Below are 15,501 nucleotides of genomic sequence, written 5' to 3' on the forward strand. Positions count from 1 at the left end.
GGGCGCAGGGGGCGCAGGGGCGCACAGGGAGTAAAGAGAGCAGCAGGGAATTTACATCATTTCGTGATATAATTTCGTTTCTTCAAGGCGGCGAACGAACAATGAAAGAACGGGCTCGCGGGCTGCGCAAAGCCGATTTTGAGCAACTCTCTGAGTTCCGCTATCAGATGCGGCGCTTCGAGCGGTTCTCCGAACAGGCCGCACAGAGCGAAGGCATCACGCCGCTGCAATATCTGCTGCTTTTGCATATCAAGGGATATCCGGAGCGCGACTGGGCCACCGTGGGCGAACTGGCGGAGCGGCTCCAGTCGCAACATCATGGCGTGGTCGCACTCGTGTCGCGTTGCGAGGCGCTCAATCTGGTACGCCGCCAGACCAGCGAAACCGACCGCCGTCAGGTCGAAGTACACATCGAAAAAGCCGGTGAGCGCGTGCTCGCAAGACTCGCGGAACTGCATCGCGCGGAGCTTAGATCGCTAAAAGGCGCATTCCAGGTTCCTCAGATCGACCTCGACTAACTATGCTCATGGACTCCCACAAGCGCGACTTTTCCGCGAACTCCCGCTTGCCCGGCATCTTCGCGCTCGCAGCATGCATCGGCGTGGTCAGTACGCTTGCTGCATTCGTGCTGCTGAACCTGATTCATCTGTTCACGAACCTGTTCTTCTTCGGTTCCCTATCGTTTGCGGAACGTTCGCCCGCCCATAACAACCTGGGCGTGTGGGTCATCGGCGTGCCGATAGTCGGCGGGTTGATCGTCGGACTGATGGCGCGCTTCGGCTCGGAAAAGATTCGCGGCCACGGCATTCCCGAGGCCATCGAGGCAATTCTGTTCGGCAAGAGCAAGATGTCGCCGAAGGTGGCGGTGCTGAAACCGCTGTCGTCGGGCATCGTGATCGGCAGCGGCGGTCCGTTTGGCGCAGAGGGGCCGATCATCATGACCGGCGGCGCGCTCGGCTCTCTCATTGCGCAGTGCTTCAAGGTCACGGCGGCGGAACGTAAGACGCTGCTGGTGGCAGGCGCCGCTGCGGGCATGACAGCCGTGTTCGGCACGCCGCTCGCGGCCGTGTTGCTGGCGGTCGAATTGTTGCTGTTCGAATGGCGGCCCCGCAGCTTTCTGCCTGTGGCGGTGGCCTGCGCAGTGGCCGGTTTTGCCCGCGCAGCTTTCTTCGGCACAGGTCCGCTGTTTCCGCTGCAGACAGCCGCGCCCGATGGCTGGTCGCTGTTTTCCTGCCTGATTGCAGGGCTTTTGTCCGGTGCACTTGCATCGGGACTGTCCGCATCGCTCTACAAGACCGAAGATCTGTTCGGCAAGCTGCCGATTCACTGGATGTGGTGGCCCGCTCTCGGCGGCGTCGTGGTCGGCATCGGCGGGTGGCTCGAACCGCGCGCGCTCGGCGTAGGCTACGACGTAATTGGCGATCTGCTGCATCAACACATTGCGCTGCAAATTGCGGTCGTGTTGCTGGCGGTAAAGGCGGTGATGTGGGTCGTGGCGCTCGGGTCCGGCACGTCCGGCGGCGTGCTCGCCCCCTTGCTGATGCTGGGCGCGGGCCTGGGCACCGTGCTGTCGCACTGGCTGCCCGGCAACGAGCCCGCGCTGTGGCCGCTCGTATGCATGGCCGCGACGCTCGGTGCCACGCTCGGCGCGCCGTTGACCGCAATTGTGTTCGCCTTCGGTCTTACGCACGACAGCAACGCGCTGTTGCCGCTGCTCACCGCGACCCTGGTCGCTCACGGCTTTGCCACGGTGACCATGCGCCGCTCGATCATGACCGAAAAAATCGCCCGGCGCGGCTATCACATCTACCGCGAATACGGCGTCGATCCGTTGGAACGGCATCATGTGGATGAAGTGATGACCGCGGCAGTGGACTCCATCGAAGCCGACATGACAGTCGGCGCGGCGCTCGAGCAGTTCTTCGGCGCGAAGCAGAGCCGGCGCGCGTACCCGGTAGTGCGTGACGGCGCAGTGATTGGCGTGGCCGATCGCCGATTGCTCGAGCAGTTTCGCGACGAGAACCCCGAATTACGGGCAGCGATGAGCATAGCGAAGATTTTCGCAGAGCGCTCCGTTGCATTCGCTTTGCCTTCCGAAACATGCCGTCTTGTCGCGACAAGACTGGCGGTACATGGGCTCGAGCGGCTACCCGTTGTCGCCGATGCGAAGACCATGCGCCTTGTCGGCATCGTCTCGCGCAGCGACCTCGTCAAGCCCTCGCTCAGCTACTTCGAAGAAGAGCACAAGAAGGAGCGGTTCCGCCGTCTGACGCCCGCGCGCAGCAAGCGCCGTTTCGCTCCGGTCGGAAAGGCGGGCTAGTCATACCACGCGGCTTTGCTTCAGCACGAAGCGGACTCAGCGGGATAGACCACCAGGCCGTCTGCCTGCGCCCGCGCTGCGGGCGTAACCGTAGCTGTCGTGACATGCTGCGCGTCCATGATGTGGCACACCGTTTCCCCGCGCAGCAACAGATAATCGGTGATGATGCGACGGTGACAACGCCACCACACCGCTTCCGAGCACATGATCGCGCAACGCCGGCGTTGCCCAAGTTCCAGCAGTTCGCCGAGCCCCTTCTGAAACTCATCCGTCATTGCGTAATCGGCGTAGTTACGAAACGCGGGGTGCGTCCAGTATCCGTTCGCGGAGGGGGCCTCGTCTTTGCGGCGGCCGCGCCGTCCGCCGAGTTCCGCCAGATGCTTATAGCCGATTTGTGCGGGCGCCAGCGCGTCCGGCAGCGTATCGCGGTTGAACTGCGGGTTCGTGCGCGAACGCGGAATGCTGCGTACGTCGACCAATAATTCGACATCCGAAGCTTTTAGCAGGCCGATGAAGTCGGAGAGCGTACGCGTGGAATGCCCAATCGTGAAAAACGGTCGCGCCATGCTGGCCTCGTCGACTCCAGGATATGCAGCAAATTGCACCCGCGGCGAGGTCTCTTCAGGTGCCTCGCTCGCCATGCTCTACGCACGCATTCTGCGTGCCTGCAATCCCTCTTCGTGCGGCTCGTTGCACGGCGCAGCAAAACCTCAGTTGCTGGCCGAGACCGCCGTGGTGACGGCAGGTGCGTCCCAGCCGCCGCCAAGCGCGCGATACAGCGCCACGGCAGCGAGCGCATGCTCGCGCTTTGCCTGATTCAACGATTGCGCGTCACGCAAATAGGCCTCTTGCGCGGCGAGCACGTCGAGGAAACTGGACGCACCGCCTTTGTACAATTCACTCGACAAGCGCAGCGCATGGTCCGATGCATCGAGCGCCCCGCCAAGCCGCTGCACTTGTGCCGCACCGTTCACGAGTTCGGTGCGATTGTCTTCTATCTCCTTCAACGCAACCAGCATGGTCTGCCGCAAGCCCAGTTGCGATTCGCGCATGCGGCTTTCGCTGGCGTCGATATTTGCGCTGATACGCCCTGCGTTGAAGATCGGGCTTGTCGCGCTCAATGCGGCGCTAAAGAGATTGTCGGTCAGCGTGGGCAGTCCAAGATACGACGAGGCCAGAATGCCATCTGCGAGATTCAGTCTGAACCTGGGATAGCGCTCGGCCTTGGAGACTCCCACTTCCGCCGCGCGCTGCTCGAGCGCTGCGTAGGCTGTGCGCACGTCGGGACGCCGCAACAGCGCTTCCGAAGGCAGCGTCTCAGGCACGCGCTGCGCGGGCACCGGCATGTCCCGCGGGTCTGCCAGCAGCAGACCGTCAACGCTCTCCGGTGTCTGTCCTGAGTACACAGCGATCAAACTGAGTTGATGCTGCACGAGGGTCTGCACGCGTGGAATCTGTGCCTGCAAGTCCTGCAACTGGTTTTGCGCGCGCGCCACGTCCAGTTGCGATGAAAGCCCGTAATGCAGACGCTGTTGCGTGAGCTTCAGCGCACGCGCGCGAATCTGCTCGTTGTCGCGCAGAATCTTCAACTGCGCCTGCGCCCAGCGCAGGTCGATATACGCGGCCGCGGTATTGGCGGCGAGCGCCAGACGAACTTCGTTCAGCGCAGCCTGTCTGCCCGACAATTGCGCCTGCGCAGCTAGAACGGCGAGACGTTCGCCACCAAACACGTCCGGCGTCCAGCTCGCTGTGAAGCCGGCGCCGGCCTGACGCACATAACCCAGCGGCGGCGGCGTGTTCTGCCGGGCATACGATGCGTCGGCCCCGGCATTCAGTTCCGGCAGCAATGCGGCGCGATTCTGCGTGATGAGGTCCTGCGCCTGCCTGACTCGCTCCACCGCCGCCTGCACGTTCAGATTGCCGGTCAACACCAACTCGACCAGCCGATGCATGACAGGGTCGCCGAACTGGTCCCACCATGCGTTAGCATCCACGCTGTCTTGCGGCGCATCCACGCTCCATGCATCAGGAGCCAGTGCGCTGACGGTTTGCGGCAAATCGGCATGCGTGGCGGGCTGCACCGCGCATGCGGCGAGCGTCAGCCATGCCGCGCTTGCAAGCAACCTGATAGCGATTGTTTTCATCTTGAAGTCCTCAATGGGCATCGGGCGGCGGCGCGCTGTTGCCGAACGGGCGTGAGAAGAACACGCTCAACAGGCCCACGACAAAGCACAACGACACAGCGAGGAAAGTGTCGGAGAAAGTCAGCACCAACGCTTCGCGCATCAATAGGCCATGCAATGCAGCGAGTCCTGCGTTCGCCGCATCGAGCGCGTTTCCGCCGACCGCCGCGAGGTGCGCGGCCTGCTGCTGCAAAAGCGCTTCCACTGCCGGGCGACCCGCGGTCAAATGTTCGTCGAGCCGCTCGTAATGCAGATTGAGCCGGTCGTTGAGCATCGTGCTGCTCACGGCAATGCCGATCGCGCCGCCGAGGTTGCGCATCAGGTTGAAAAGGCCGCTCGCCGAACGCAGCCGCGAAGGCGGCAACGAACCAAGCGCCATGGTGACGATGGGGGGAATACAGAACTGCTGGCCGATGCCGCGCAGCGCCTGCGGAATCAACAGCTCCCGCCAGCCCCAATCATGAGTAAGCGGCACGTAGAGGTAACAGCCCACGCCGAACAGCACGAGTCCGACGACCATCAGCAGCCGCATGTCGATAAAGCGCGCAAGCGTCGAATACGCCACGAGCGCGAGCAACTGGAAACAACCCACCGACAACAACGCGAGGCCGATTTGCAAAGAGTCGAAGCCGCGCACACGCGACAGAAAAAGCGGCGTGAGGAACACCGTGCAGAAAATGCCGATGCCCGTGATAAACGACAGCAGACTGCCAATTCCGAAGTTGCGAATGGCGAGCGCACGCAAGTCCACAATCGGCTCTTTCGCAGTGAACGCGTGCACGACGAAAAGAAAGCCGCAGATCGCGGAAATCCAGGTGCACAGAACGATGACGTCGTCACCGAACCAGTTCTTGCGTGGACCTTCTTCCAGTACGTATTCGAGGCAGCCGAGAAATCCCGACATCAAAAGGATGCCGACATAATCGCCTCTTTTCAGCAGCGAGAGATCGGCCTTGTCGATGTGCACGTACTTCGGCACCATCAGCGCGACGGCAAGGCCGGGTGCGAGGTTCAGATAGAACAGCCAGTGCCACGACCATTGCGATGTGATCCAGCCGCCTATTACCGGCCCTACCGTCGGCGCGAGCGACGCCAGCGCCCCGATCGTGGTCGACGCAATCAGGCGCTGCTTGCCCGGAAACAGCACGAACGCCGTGGTAAACACCGTGGGTATCATCGCGGCGCCAAGCGCGCCTTGCAGGCCGCGAAACAGAATCATTGAGTTGATGTCCCATGCGATGCCGCACAACATGCTCGTCGCCGTAAAGCCAAGCGCCGAGAACGCGAACAGCCAGCGCGTGGAGAACACGCGCGTGAGCCAGCCCGACATGGGTATCACGAGAATCTCGGCGATCAGATACGAGGTTTGCACCCACGAGAGTTCGTCCTGGCTCGCGGACAAACCGCCGCCAATGTCTTTCAGCGATGAGGCGACGATCTGGATATCGAGCGTGGCCATGAAAAAGCCGATGCACATCAGCGCGAACGCGAAGGCTTTGGTGCGCGTCGGCTGGTCGGCGGGGTTAGCGGAATGGACGGGATGAACGGGATGTGAGGGCGAGTCGGTCATGATGATTTATCCACGAGCCGCTTCGCCCGACGCATTGACGTGCACCTTCACCGTCGCGGAGAGGCCGGGTCGCAGCACGCGTTGCATGTCTTTCGGCACGGTGAGCCGTACGCGCACGGGCACGCGCTGCACGATCTTCGTGAAGTTGCCGGTGGCGTTCTCGGCGGGCAGCACGCTGAAGGTCGCGCCGGTGGCGGGCGCCAGACTCTCAACCACGCCGCGCAGATGCTGACTGGAGGCGTCGAGATCGACGTCCACCGTGTCGCCCACGCGCATCTTTTTCAGCTGGTCTTCCTTGAAGTTCGCGTCGATCCACAAGCCGCTCGCGGGTATCACCGTCAACAGGGAAACACCGGTATTCGCCAGCAGGCCGACGCGCGCGGTACGGTTACCGACATATCCGTCGATCGGAGAACGGATCGTGGTGTACTCGACATTGAGCGCCGCGACGCGCTCGGCCGCCTGTGCGGTGGCCACGCGTGCCTGTGCGTCGCCGATCTGCGCGTCTAGCACGGCGAGCTGGCGCTGCGCGGCGACCAGAGAAGCGCTGCTGCGGTCCACCGCGGCGTGTGCCTTGATCAGATCGGCGTTGGCGCGCTCCACGACCTGGTTGGAGACCGCGTCGTCCTTCACAAGTTCGCGATAGCGGACCTGATCCGCCGCACTGCGCGTGAGTTCCGCGCCGGACGCGCGCACTTCCGCAGCCTGTTCGTTGATGGTGGCGAGCTGCAACGATTTCTTCGCCTCCAGTTCGGTCACGGCGGCTTGCGCGCTGCGCACTTCGGCGCTGGCCTGCGCGAGGCGCGCATCATAGTCGCGTGCGTCCAGCGTGACGAGTACCTGGCCTGCGCGCACGAACTGGTTGTCCCTCACGAGCACGTCGGCCACGAAACCGTTGACCTTTGGAGCCATGACGGTGACGTCGCCGCCCACGTATGCATCGTCTGTCGATTCGACGAAGCGGCCCACGAAAAACCAGTACGAAGCGGCAAGCGCGAGTACGGCAAGCACCGTGATGATCGCGAGCATCATCCACGGGATACGCCTGGCCGGTTTGCCGGCCTGCGCGGCGCCGGCCGGCGCGACAGTCGAAGGTGTAGTGGACATGGTGACGATGTGTGCTTATGCACTGGTTGAGTTTAAAAAATTGGCGCCCTGCTTGCGCCTCTTGTTTGCCGCTCTTGTTTGTGCCTCTTGTTTGTGCCTCTTGTTTGTGCCTCTTGCTCGCGGCTCTCGGTTACGCCTCTTGCTTGCGGCTTCGGCCTCTATCGGTCTCGGCCCGCTATACCTGGCTCGTCACCGCAAACAGTTCGCCGCGCAGCGCTCGCGCGCGTTGCCCGCCAAATTGATGCTCGACCTCCGCCTGTGCCGCCCGCCAATGCACCCAGCCTGCTTCGAGCCGCGCCGCGCCTTCGCTTGTCAGGCTGATGGACAATGCGCGTGCGTCCGTCTCAGGCGCCGAACTCACTACGAGGCCATTGCGGCGCAGCGGCTGGATCGTGCGGACCAGTGTGGTGCGCTGCATGTGCATGATCTCGGCCAGTTGCTTCATGGTCAGCGGGCCAAGGCGTTCAAGCCGGCTCAGCAACGAGAACTGCGTGATCGTCAAGCCCACGCTTGCGAGATGGCGGTCGTAGATCTGCGAGACGTAGCGCGCGGCCTGGCGGATCGCAAAGCAGTCGTCGTCGAACGAATCTTCCATGGTCAGGGTTTCTCCATCAGTGCGTATGCACATATAACGGCGAAAAGACTCGCAGGGCAGAAAACACCCAGCGAGCATTTGCGCGCGTCAACCAGTAATGCTGAACAGCTCCGCACGTAGCGCTTTGGCACGCCCGTGGCCGAACTTCTTTTCGAACTCTTCCTGCGCGGCGCGCCACGCGATTGCCGCCTTGTCCACGGTCTTTTCACCCTTCTTCGTCAGGCTGAAAAGGAACGTGCGGCTGTCATGCTCCGCCGGTTCGGCTACCACTAGATCGTCGCGCTGCAACGGCTTCATAGCGCGCACTAGCGTAGTGCGCTCCATCACCATGGACTCTGCCAGCTCGAGGATGGGCAGACGAGGCGTGCGGGCGAGCTTGGCGAGAATCGTGAACTGCGCCGCAGTAAGCCCAATCGGACCGAGATGGCGCTCGTAAAGCTGCGTGATGTGCCGCGCCGCCTGGCGCAGCGCAAAGCAGTTGCATTCGTCGTAAGAGAGCGGGCGATTCATGCTACGCAGTCTATATGTGCATACGCACATAGTCAAGTGCTGCGGGTGCGCCAGCTGCTGTCACACCGGACGCTAAAGCGCCAGAACGGTCACGCCCACTTCCACGCGATGCGCGCCGCCACCGAGAATCATGCCACGCAACAGCGACACGTCGCTGTAATCGCGGCCGATTGCGAGCGTGACGTGGTCCGTGTCGGCGAGTACGTCGTTGGTCGGATCAAGGTCGATCCAGCCGCTGCCGGGGCAATGCACCGACACCCACGCGTGGGAAGCGTCCGCGCCGATCAGCCGCGGCTGCCCTGGCGGCGGATCGTTGCGCAGATAGCCGCTCACATAGCGCGCCGGCAAGCCGAGCGAACGCAGGCAGCCGATCATGACCTGCGCGAAGTCCTGGCATACGCCGCTCTTCAGTTCGAACGCGCGCCCGGCGGGCGTATCGAACATGGTCGCGGAGGGCTTGTACGCGAAGTCTGCGTGAATGCGGTGCATCAGGTCGATCGCGCCCGCGGCAATAGGCATGCCCGCGGGAAAGCTCGGCAATGCATAGGCGCGCAACGCCGGGCCCAGCGCGATATTCGGCGATGCAAAGCAGAACTCCACCTCGGCGCGAAACTGTCCGCCCACGCGAAACTCGAGCGCGTCGGCCACCTCTTCCCACGCGGGCGTTGAGTGCGGATCGAGATCGGTCCAACGCGGCGTTAGCGCCACAGTCGTTTCGCTGACCAGTTGCAGCCGCTCGTGCGGCGCGTCCAGCGCGAAATACAGAACGTCGTTGCCGAATGCATCGATGCGGCTATTCACATACGACGGCTGCGGCTCGATGCGTTCGTGGTGCGAGACGACCCGTTGCCACGCGCAAACGATAGGCCGGATAGTAGCCAGGTGCTGGGCGGTCTCGACATATGTCGAGTAATGATACGTAGTGCGATGTGAAACGGACAGCACCGTGGTTGCGCTTTTCATGACCCGACCTGCGATGCGACGCTACTCGCGTGACTGAAATAGCGCGCGCTGATTTCATGCGCGGCGGCGCCGGTAAAGCCGCCAATCTGATCGCACACGGCAATCAGACCGGCGTAGGCACGGTTCGAGTCGAGCTCGCATAGCGACGCAAGTGTGGGCAGCGAAGCGGCCGGCGGCATCAATTCCGCAAACGGACGATGCCGCGTGCTGCCCGCCGCCACCGCGATCTCGTCGAGCTTCTTGCGCAAACGCTCGTAAACGCCGTAGATGCCGCGCGGGTTGGTCGGCTCGATCACCAGCAGATCGAGCAGAGCCGGCACTTCGAAACGTCCCGGATAAAGCGCGCGATACGTGAGCGTGCTGTCGAACAATTGCAACAGCAGATCGAAACCCGCGGGCGTGGCGAGTTGGCCTTTGTCGGCGACTATGCGCACGAACGCGCACATGGCCGATACGCGTTCGATATGCCGTCCCGCGAAGAGCAGCCGCCAGGCTTCGTCGCGAGTCATGCGGTCGCCTTGCGCGCCGCTGATCGCCGACAACTGCACCGACAGCCGTTCCAGCGCGTTCATCAGCGTGACGCGGTCGTAACGGCTCGCGCCGGACGCGCTGGCATCCGCTTGCGCCTGCAATTGTCCCTGCATTTGGGCTTGCGTTTGTGCCTGCTGCGCCGCACTGTTCGAACCAGCAGCCGGCAGCAACGTCTGCAAGGCGTCGCGAAAGTCGTTGCGCGCCGCGAGAATGGTGCGCCAATGATCGTTGGACAACCGGCCGCGCACCTCGCCATTGGAGCGCGCCTGGCAACTCAGGTTCTGCCCGATGCTCGCCGCGCCCGTGCTCTCGCTGAGATTGGCAACGAGCGCGCGCTCGAAGGCCTGCGGCGTATGCGGCATAAACATGTCGCCGGGCTGCACGAGTCCGCAATACAACGCAAGTTCGACAAGCGTCGGGAAAAGGGCTTGCGCATCGTTGCCTTCGAGCGAGCCAAGAATGAAGCGCAACAGCCGCACGTTGTTCTCCGCGCGTTCGCCATAGCGTCCCGCCCAGAAGAGATTCTCTGCCGCGCGGCTCGATACCGTGCGATGCTTGCGCGCGAGGTCGGCGGGCTGCAGCGGCGAGGGCAGCAATGTGAACGTGGAGGTCGGCTGGCTCGACAGCACCCAGGTGTCAACACTGCTGCCGCCGTATTGCATGGAGACCGTCGCCTGCCGTTCGGCCGCGAGCCGCGTGAAACCGCCTGGCATGACGTGCCAGCCGCCGTTGGCATCCGCGATTGCGTACGCGCGCAACACCGAAGGACGCGTGCCGATGGTGCCATCCTCATAACGCGGCGTGCACGAAAAACGCTGCGCCTGTTGAATCGTGTAGGCGCCGGGCGCCGCTTCGATCCGTTCCCGCCATGCGTCGAGCCGCTGCCGGCCCTGCTGCGTTCCGGGTGCCCCGGGCGCCCCGGCTGCCGCGTCTCGCGCGGCGAGCGGCCACGTCGGCACGACGAAGGCTTCGTCCAGATGCGCAAACGCGTGCTCGCGCGCGGCCCGCTCACCGCACCACCAGGTCGCGACGCTCGGCAAAACCAGGTCTTCGTCGAACAGCACTTGGGCAATGCCAGGCAGGAAACCGTGCAACGCGGGCGATTCGACGAACCCGGCCCCCGGCACGTTGGACACGATCACATTGCCCGCGCGCATCACCTGCAACAGGCCCGGCACGCCGATAGTCGAATCGGCGCGCAGCTCGACGGGATCGCAAAACGCATCGTCAAGACGGCGCAGCACGACGTGCACGCGTTCGAGACCGGCGAGCGTCTTCAGATAAAGCATGTCGCCGCGCACGGTGAGGTCCTTGCCCTCGACCAGCGTCACGCCCAGATACCGGGCGAGAAACACATGCTCGAAATAGGTCTCGCTGAACGGCCCCGGCGTGAGCAACGCAATGTGCGGCGAAGCGTCGGCGCGCGGCGAGCCGTCGCGCATGGTCGCTTGCGCCGCCTGCACGAGCGTCGAAATGAGCTGCGAATAGCTCGGCGCGAGACGGCTCACATGCATGGAGCGGAATGGATCGGCAAACAGCGACGATACGATCAGCCGGTTTTCGAGCGCATAGCCGAGGCCCGAAGGCGCCTCCGTACGATGCGCCATCACCGTCCATTCGCCGTTGGGCGCGCGCGCAAGGTCGACCGCGACGACCTGCAGGAACTGACCGCCAGGCGGCGCATAGCCCGTCACGGAGCGCAGATAGCCGGGATGCCCGAACACCAGCGCGGGCGGCAGCCGTCCGCCTTGCAGCAGCGTTTGCGGCCCGTAGATGTCCGCGACAATCGCATTGAGCAACTGCGCGCGCTGCGTCACGCCGCGCTCGATGTGCGCCCACTCCGCCTCGCTGATCAGAAACGGCAGCATGTCGAGCGCCCACGCGCGCGGCTCGCCGTTATCCGCGTAGACGTTGTAGCTGATGTCGTTGTCGCGGATCTGCTGCGCGACCGAAGCGCGATGCCCCTCCAGCCGCGCGATGCCGTCTTCGCCCAGCCGCTCGAAGAATTGCCGCCACGGCTCGCGCAACGCGCCGGACGCGTCGCGCAACTCGTCCCAGTGTCCCTCGTGTGCGGGCACGAGCCGCAACAGGGACGAAGCGTCCGCATGAGCTGCGGACGTATCGAAGGGAAAAGTCGATTGAAAAGCCAAGGTCGTATCGTTGTTGTGAGGGTGAGCGTGTTACCAGTACCGCAGGTCGAGCGTAAACGGAAACTCCAGGCTGCGCTGCGGCGCTTGCACTGCAAGCGGCCCCGGCGTATGGCCCGACGCGAAGAAGCGCGCCCGCCGCCGGCTTTCCGCCTCGTAAGCGTTGACCGGGAAGGTCTGATAGTTGCGCCCGCCCGGATGTGCGACATGATACTGGCATCCGCCGATAGAGCGGCCGTTCCATGTATCGACAAGATCGAAAGTGAGCGGCGCATCCACGCCGATGGTCGGATGCAGCGCCGAAGGCTGCGACCACGCGCGAAAGCGCACCCCGGCCACATATTCGCTGACGCGGCCCGTCGGCTGCAACGGCACGGGCACGCCGTTGACCGTCAGCAGGTGACGGTTCTCGTTGAAGCCGAGCGCCCGCACTTCGAGTCGCTCGACCGACGAATCCACATAACGCACGGTGCCGCCGGCCGTGCCCTCCTCGCCCATCACGTGCCACGGTTCCAGCGCATTGCGGATACTCAGCGACACGCCGCTCACCGTGGTCTCGCCGATCAGCGGGAAGCGGAATTCGAAGTGCGGCGCAAACCAGCTACTGTCGAGAGCAAAGCCCTCGCGGTTCAGGTCGGCTAGCACGTCGTCGAAGTCCATCTTCACGAAAGTGCCGAGCAGGAAACGGTCGTGCAATTCCGTGCCCCAGCGCGTCAATCGCTGCGTGTACGGCGTGTGCCAGAAACGCGCGACCAGCGCGCGCAACAGCAACTGCTGCACGAGACTCATGCGCGCATGCGGCGGCATTTCGAACCCGCGCAGTTCGAGCAGGCCGAGCCGCCCGGTCGGGCCGTCGGGCGAATACAGCTTGTCGATGCAAAACTCGGCGCGGTGCGTATTGCCCGTCACGTCGATCAGAATGTTGCGCAGCGACCGGTCGATCATCCACGCGGGCAGGTTCGCGCTGTCGCGGCCGCCCAGCAGGTCGATCTGCCGCTGCAGTTCACGAAACGCTATTTCCAGTTCGTAGACCTGATCGTTGCGGGCTTCGTCGATGCGGGGCGCCTGGCTCGTCGGTCCGATAAACAGCCCTGAAAACAGATACGACAGCGACGGATGGTTGTGCCAGTACGCAATCAGGCTGGCGAGCAGATCGGGCCGGCGCAGGAACGGACTGTCGGCGGGCGTCGCGCCGCCGAGCACGAGGTGATTGCCGCCGCCGGTGCCGGTATGGCGGCCGTCGGTCATGAACTTCTCGCTGCTCAGATAACACTGCGCCGCCGACTCGTACAGGTACTCCGTGTGATCGACCAGATCATGCCAGTTGGCCGCCGGATGAATGTTGACCTCGATTACGCCGGGGTCCGGCGTGACCTGCAGCATCTTCAAACGGGCGTCGCGCGGCGGCGGATAGCCTTCGAGCACGATCTGCATGCGCAATTCGGCCGCGGTCGCTTCGACGGCTGCGAGCAGGTCGAGATAGTCGTCGAGCTGCGTGAGCGGCGGCATGAAAACGTGCAGCAGCGCGCGGCCGCTGCCGAACGCGTCGGCTTCCGCTTTCGGACCGGCCGCACGTTTCGGGTCGCGGGCCTCCACGCAAATGGCGGTGCGCAACGTGTCCTTCGCCGACTTGCCGCGTGCCGGAGCCGCGTCGGCTGCTGCCGCGTCGCGCTGCGGCGCATACGCGAGCACCGCGCTGCCCGGCATGCCGCTCAGCAAATCCCCCGCCGACGACGACAACGCCGCTGCCCGCCGTGCATCCGCAGCGCTCATGTCGCGCCGCTCGCCGTCGTACTGCATGCGCAACTGTGCAGCCGTGCGCAACGGCACCGGCGGCGCGAACGGATCGTGCGCGTGCTGGTACGGGTAGTCGGTCTTCGACACCCAGGGCAACGAGTCGAGCGGCAGACGGTAACCCATCGGCGAATCGCCGGGAATCAGGTACATGCGTTCGTCGCGAAAGAACCAGCGGCCCGTCACCCACTGCGGCGGCGCGTGCGGCACGTCGCGCTCGCGCGCGAGCGGCAGCACGTAGCCGGTCACGTTGGCAAGGCCCGCGTCGAACACGCGGCGCAAGCGCACGCGTTCGAGTTCGTCGTCCAGACGCGCGTCGAATGGATCGACGTTGACCGGCAGACGGCGCTCGCGCCACAGGTAGTACCACACGTCTTCGAAACCGGGCTGAATGCAGTCTTCGTCGAGCGCCAGCTTGCCGGCCAGATGCCTGAGGAAGCGTTGCGCGTCGGCAGCGGTGTAAGTGCCGGGCTCGCGCTCGTCGGCGAACAGTTCCGGGTTCTGCCAGCATGGTTCGCCGTCGGCGCGCCAGTACAACGACATCGCCCAGCGCGGCAACTGCTCGCCCGGATACCATTTGCCCTGGCCGATATGCAGGAAGCCGTTCGCACCGTAGCGCGAACGCAGCTTGTCCATCAGCGCGACGGCATAGCCGCGTTTGGTCGGGCCGAGCGCGTCGGTGTTCCATTCGGCGGCGTCGCGGTCGCGCACGGACACGAAAGTCGGCTCGCCGCCCATCGTCAGGCGCACGTCCATGTCGGCCAGTTGCCGGTCCACCTGGTCGCCCATTGCGAGCACGTCGCCCCACACTTCTTCGCTGTATGGCTTCGTGACGCGCGGCGTTTCCAGCACGCGCGTGATGGACATAGTGTGGCTGAACTCGACTTCGGACTCGTCCACCGCGCCCGAGATAGGCGCGGCGCTGCCCGGTTCGGGCGTGCAGGCAACCGGAATGTGGCCCTCGCCGGCAAGCAGCCCCGAGGTCGGGTCGAGCCCGATCCAGCCCGCGCCCGGCAGATAGACTTCGCACCACGCGTGCAGGTCGGTGAAGTCGACCTCGGTGCCGCTCGGGCCGTCGATCGCTTTGACGTCGGGCGCAAGCTGCAGCAGATAACCGGACACGAAACGTGCGGCAAGGCCAAGCTGACGCAAGGTTTCAACCAGCAGCCAGCCTGAATCGCGGCACGATCCGGCACCGCTCATGAGCGTTTGCTCGGGCGTCTGCACGCCGGGCTCCATCCGGATCAGATAGCGGATCTCGCGTTGCAGCCGCTGATTCAGCGCGACCAGAAAGTCGGCGGTGCCGGTGGGCGTGCGCGCGATGCTGTGAACGAACTCGGCAAAGCGCGGCGTCATGGGACGCTTCACGCGATAGGGCGCGAGTTCCAGCGCCAGGTCCGGCGCATAGTCGAACGGAAACTGTTCGACGGAGGGCTCGAGAAAGAAGTCGAACGGGTTGTACACCGCCATCTCGGCGACCAGATCGACGGTCACCTTGAACTCGCGCGTCCTGTCTGGAAACACGAGACGCGCCTGATAGTTGGCAAACGCGTCCTGCTGCCAGTTGATGAAGTGGTGCGCAGGCTCCACCTGCATCGAGTAGGAAAGAATCGGAGTCCGGCAATGCGGCGCGGGCTTGAGCCGCACTACCTGGGGCGACAGCGCCACCAGCCTGTCATAACGGTAATGTGTGACGTGATTCAACGCGACGCGAATGGACACACCGGACTCCTGGTCTAGGTTGGCAGCCCGCCGAAAAAGCAAGCTTTATGCCGTTGATC

At 64.0% G+C, this 15,501-nt stretch carries 11 protein-coding genes; 2 read left to right on the forward strand and 9 right to left on the reverse strand.

Features of this window, described 5'->3' with window-relative positions; genetic code table 11:
* The first annotated feature begins 101 nt into the window (after positions 1 to 101).
* The gene (locus JNB89_RS10455; RefSeq protein WP_013342632.1) at positions 102 to 518 is read left to right on the forward strand and encodes a MarR family winged helix-turn-helix transcriptional regulator; all 417 of its coding nucleotides are present in this window, start codon (positions 102 to 104) and stop codon (positions 516 to 518) included.
* 2 nt (positions 519 to 520) lie between these two features.
* On the forward strand, positions 521 to 2,320 hold the full coding sequence (locus JNB89_RS10460) for a chloride channel protein (protein ID WP_220362120.1): 1,800 nt from the start codon (positions 521 to 523) through the stop codon (positions 2,318 to 2,320).
* 20 nt (positions 2,321 to 2,340) lie between these two features.
* Here JNB89_RS10460 and JNB89_RS10465 read toward each other — a convergent pair whose 3' ends face one another.
* The 9 genes from JNB89_RS10465 to JNB89_RS10505 all read right to left on the reverse strand — a co-directional run bounded on the left by JNB89_RS10465 (position 2,341) and on the right by JNB89_RS10505 (position 15,442).
* Entirely contained in the window at positions 2,341 to 2,886 is a 546-nt protein-coding gene (locus JNB89_RS10465; RefSeq protein WP_220362121.1) for a DUF488 family protein, read from the reverse strand.
* Positions 2,887 to 3,030: 144 nt separating this feature from the next.
* Positions 3,031 to 4,464 carry an efflux transporter outer membrane subunit gene (locus JNB89_RS10470; protein WP_220362122.1) on the reverse strand — a complete coding sequence of 478 codons (1,434 nt, stop codon included), beginning with the start codon at positions 4,462 to 4,464 and terminating at the stop codon, positions 3,031 to 3,033.
* 10 nt (positions 4,465 to 4,474) lie between these two features.
* Entirely contained in the window at positions 4,475 to 6,073 is a 1,599-nt protein-coding gene (locus JNB89_RS10475; RefSeq protein WP_220362123.1) for a DHA2 family efflux MFS transporter permease subunit, read from the reverse strand.
* 6 nt (positions 6,074 to 6,079) lie between these two features.
* Complete coding sequence (locus JNB89_RS10480; protein WP_220362124.1) at positions 6,080 to 7,180, reverse strand: HlyD family secretion protein; 1,101 nt, start codon at positions 7,178 to 7,180, stop codon at positions 6,080 to 6,082.
* A gap of 175 nt (positions 7,181 to 7,355) precedes the next feature.
* Positions 7,356 to 7,775 carry a MarR family winged helix-turn-helix transcriptional regulator gene (locus JNB89_RS10485; protein WP_220362125.1) on the reverse strand — a complete coding sequence of 140 codons (420 nt, stop codon included), beginning with the start codon at positions 7,773 to 7,775 and terminating at the stop codon, positions 7,356 to 7,358.
* Between the two features lie 87 nt (positions 7,776 to 7,862).
* Positions 7,863 to 8,285, reverse strand: coding sequence for a MarR family winged helix-turn-helix transcriptional regulator (locus JNB89_RS10490; RefSeq protein ID WP_027214619.1), 423 nt, complete (start codon positions 8,283 to 8,285; stop codon positions 7,863 to 7,865).
* Between the two features lie 72 nt (positions 8,286 to 8,357).
* Positions 8,358 to 9,248 (reverse strand): transglutaminase family protein, encoded by an 891-nt coding sequence (locus tag JNB89_RS10495; protein ID WP_220362126.1) that lies wholly within the window; start codon positions 9,246 to 9,248, stop codon positions 8,358 to 8,360.
* Complete coding sequence (locus JNB89_RS10500; protein ID WP_220362127.1) at positions 9,245 to 11,929, reverse strand: circularly permuted type 2 ATP-grasp protein; 2,685 nt, start codon at positions 11,927 to 11,929, stop codon at positions 9,245 to 9,247. Before JNB89_RS10500 ends, JNB89_RS10495 begins: the two co-directional genes overlap by 4 nt.
* Positions 11,930 to 11,959: 30 nt before the next feature.
* Positions 11,960 to 15,442 (reverse strand): DUF2126 domain-containing protein, encoded by a 3,483-nt coding sequence (locus JNB89_RS10505; RefSeq protein WP_220362128.1) that lies wholly within the window; start codon positions 15,440 to 15,442, stop codon positions 11,960 to 11,962.
* Between the last annotated feature and the right edge of the window lie 59 nt (positions 15,443 to 15,501).

This window comes from Paraburkholderia phenoliruptrix, from assembly GCF_019511605.1.
GTDB lineage: Bacteria > Pseudomonadota > Gammaproteobacteria > Burkholderiales > Burkholderiaceae > Paraburkholderia > Paraburkholderia phenoliruptrix_A.

Coding starts and splice junctions, on each gene's coding strand:
- JNB89_RS10495 (WP_220362126.1), bottom strand. CDS start 9,248: ATGAAAAGCGCAACCACGGTGCTGTCCGTTTCACATCGCACTACGTAT.
- JNB89_RS10490 (WP_027214619.1), bottom strand. CDS start 8,285: ATGAATCGCCCGCTCTCTTACGACGAATGCAACTGCTTTGCGCTGCGC.
- JNB89_RS10475 (WP_220362123.1), bottom strand. CDS start 6,073: ATGACCGACTCGCCCTCACATCCCGTTCATCCCGTCCATTCCGCTAAC.
- JNB89_RS10470 (WP_220362122.1), bottom strand. CDS start 4,464: ATGAAAACAATCGCTATCAGGTTGCTTGCAAGCGCGGCATGGCTGACG.
- JNB89_RS10480 (WP_220362124.1), bottom strand. CDS start 7,180: ATGTCCACTACACCTTCGACTGTCGCGCCGGCCGGCGCCGCGCAGGCC.
- JNB89_RS10460 (WP_220362120.1), top strand. CDS start 521: ATGCTCATGGACTCCCACAAGCGCGACTTTTCCGCGAACTCCCGCTTG.
- JNB89_RS10485 (WP_220362125.1), bottom strand. CDS start 7,775: ATGGAAGATTCGTTCGACGACGACTGCTTTGCGATCCGCCAGGCCGCG.
- JNB89_RS10455 (WP_013342632.1), top strand. CDS start 102: ATGAAAGAACGGGCTCGCGGGCTGCGCAAAGCCGATTTTGAGCAACTC.
- JNB89_RS10465 (WP_220362121.1), bottom strand. CDS start 2,886: ATGGCGCGACCGTTTTTCACGATTGGGCATTCCACGCGTACGCTCTCC.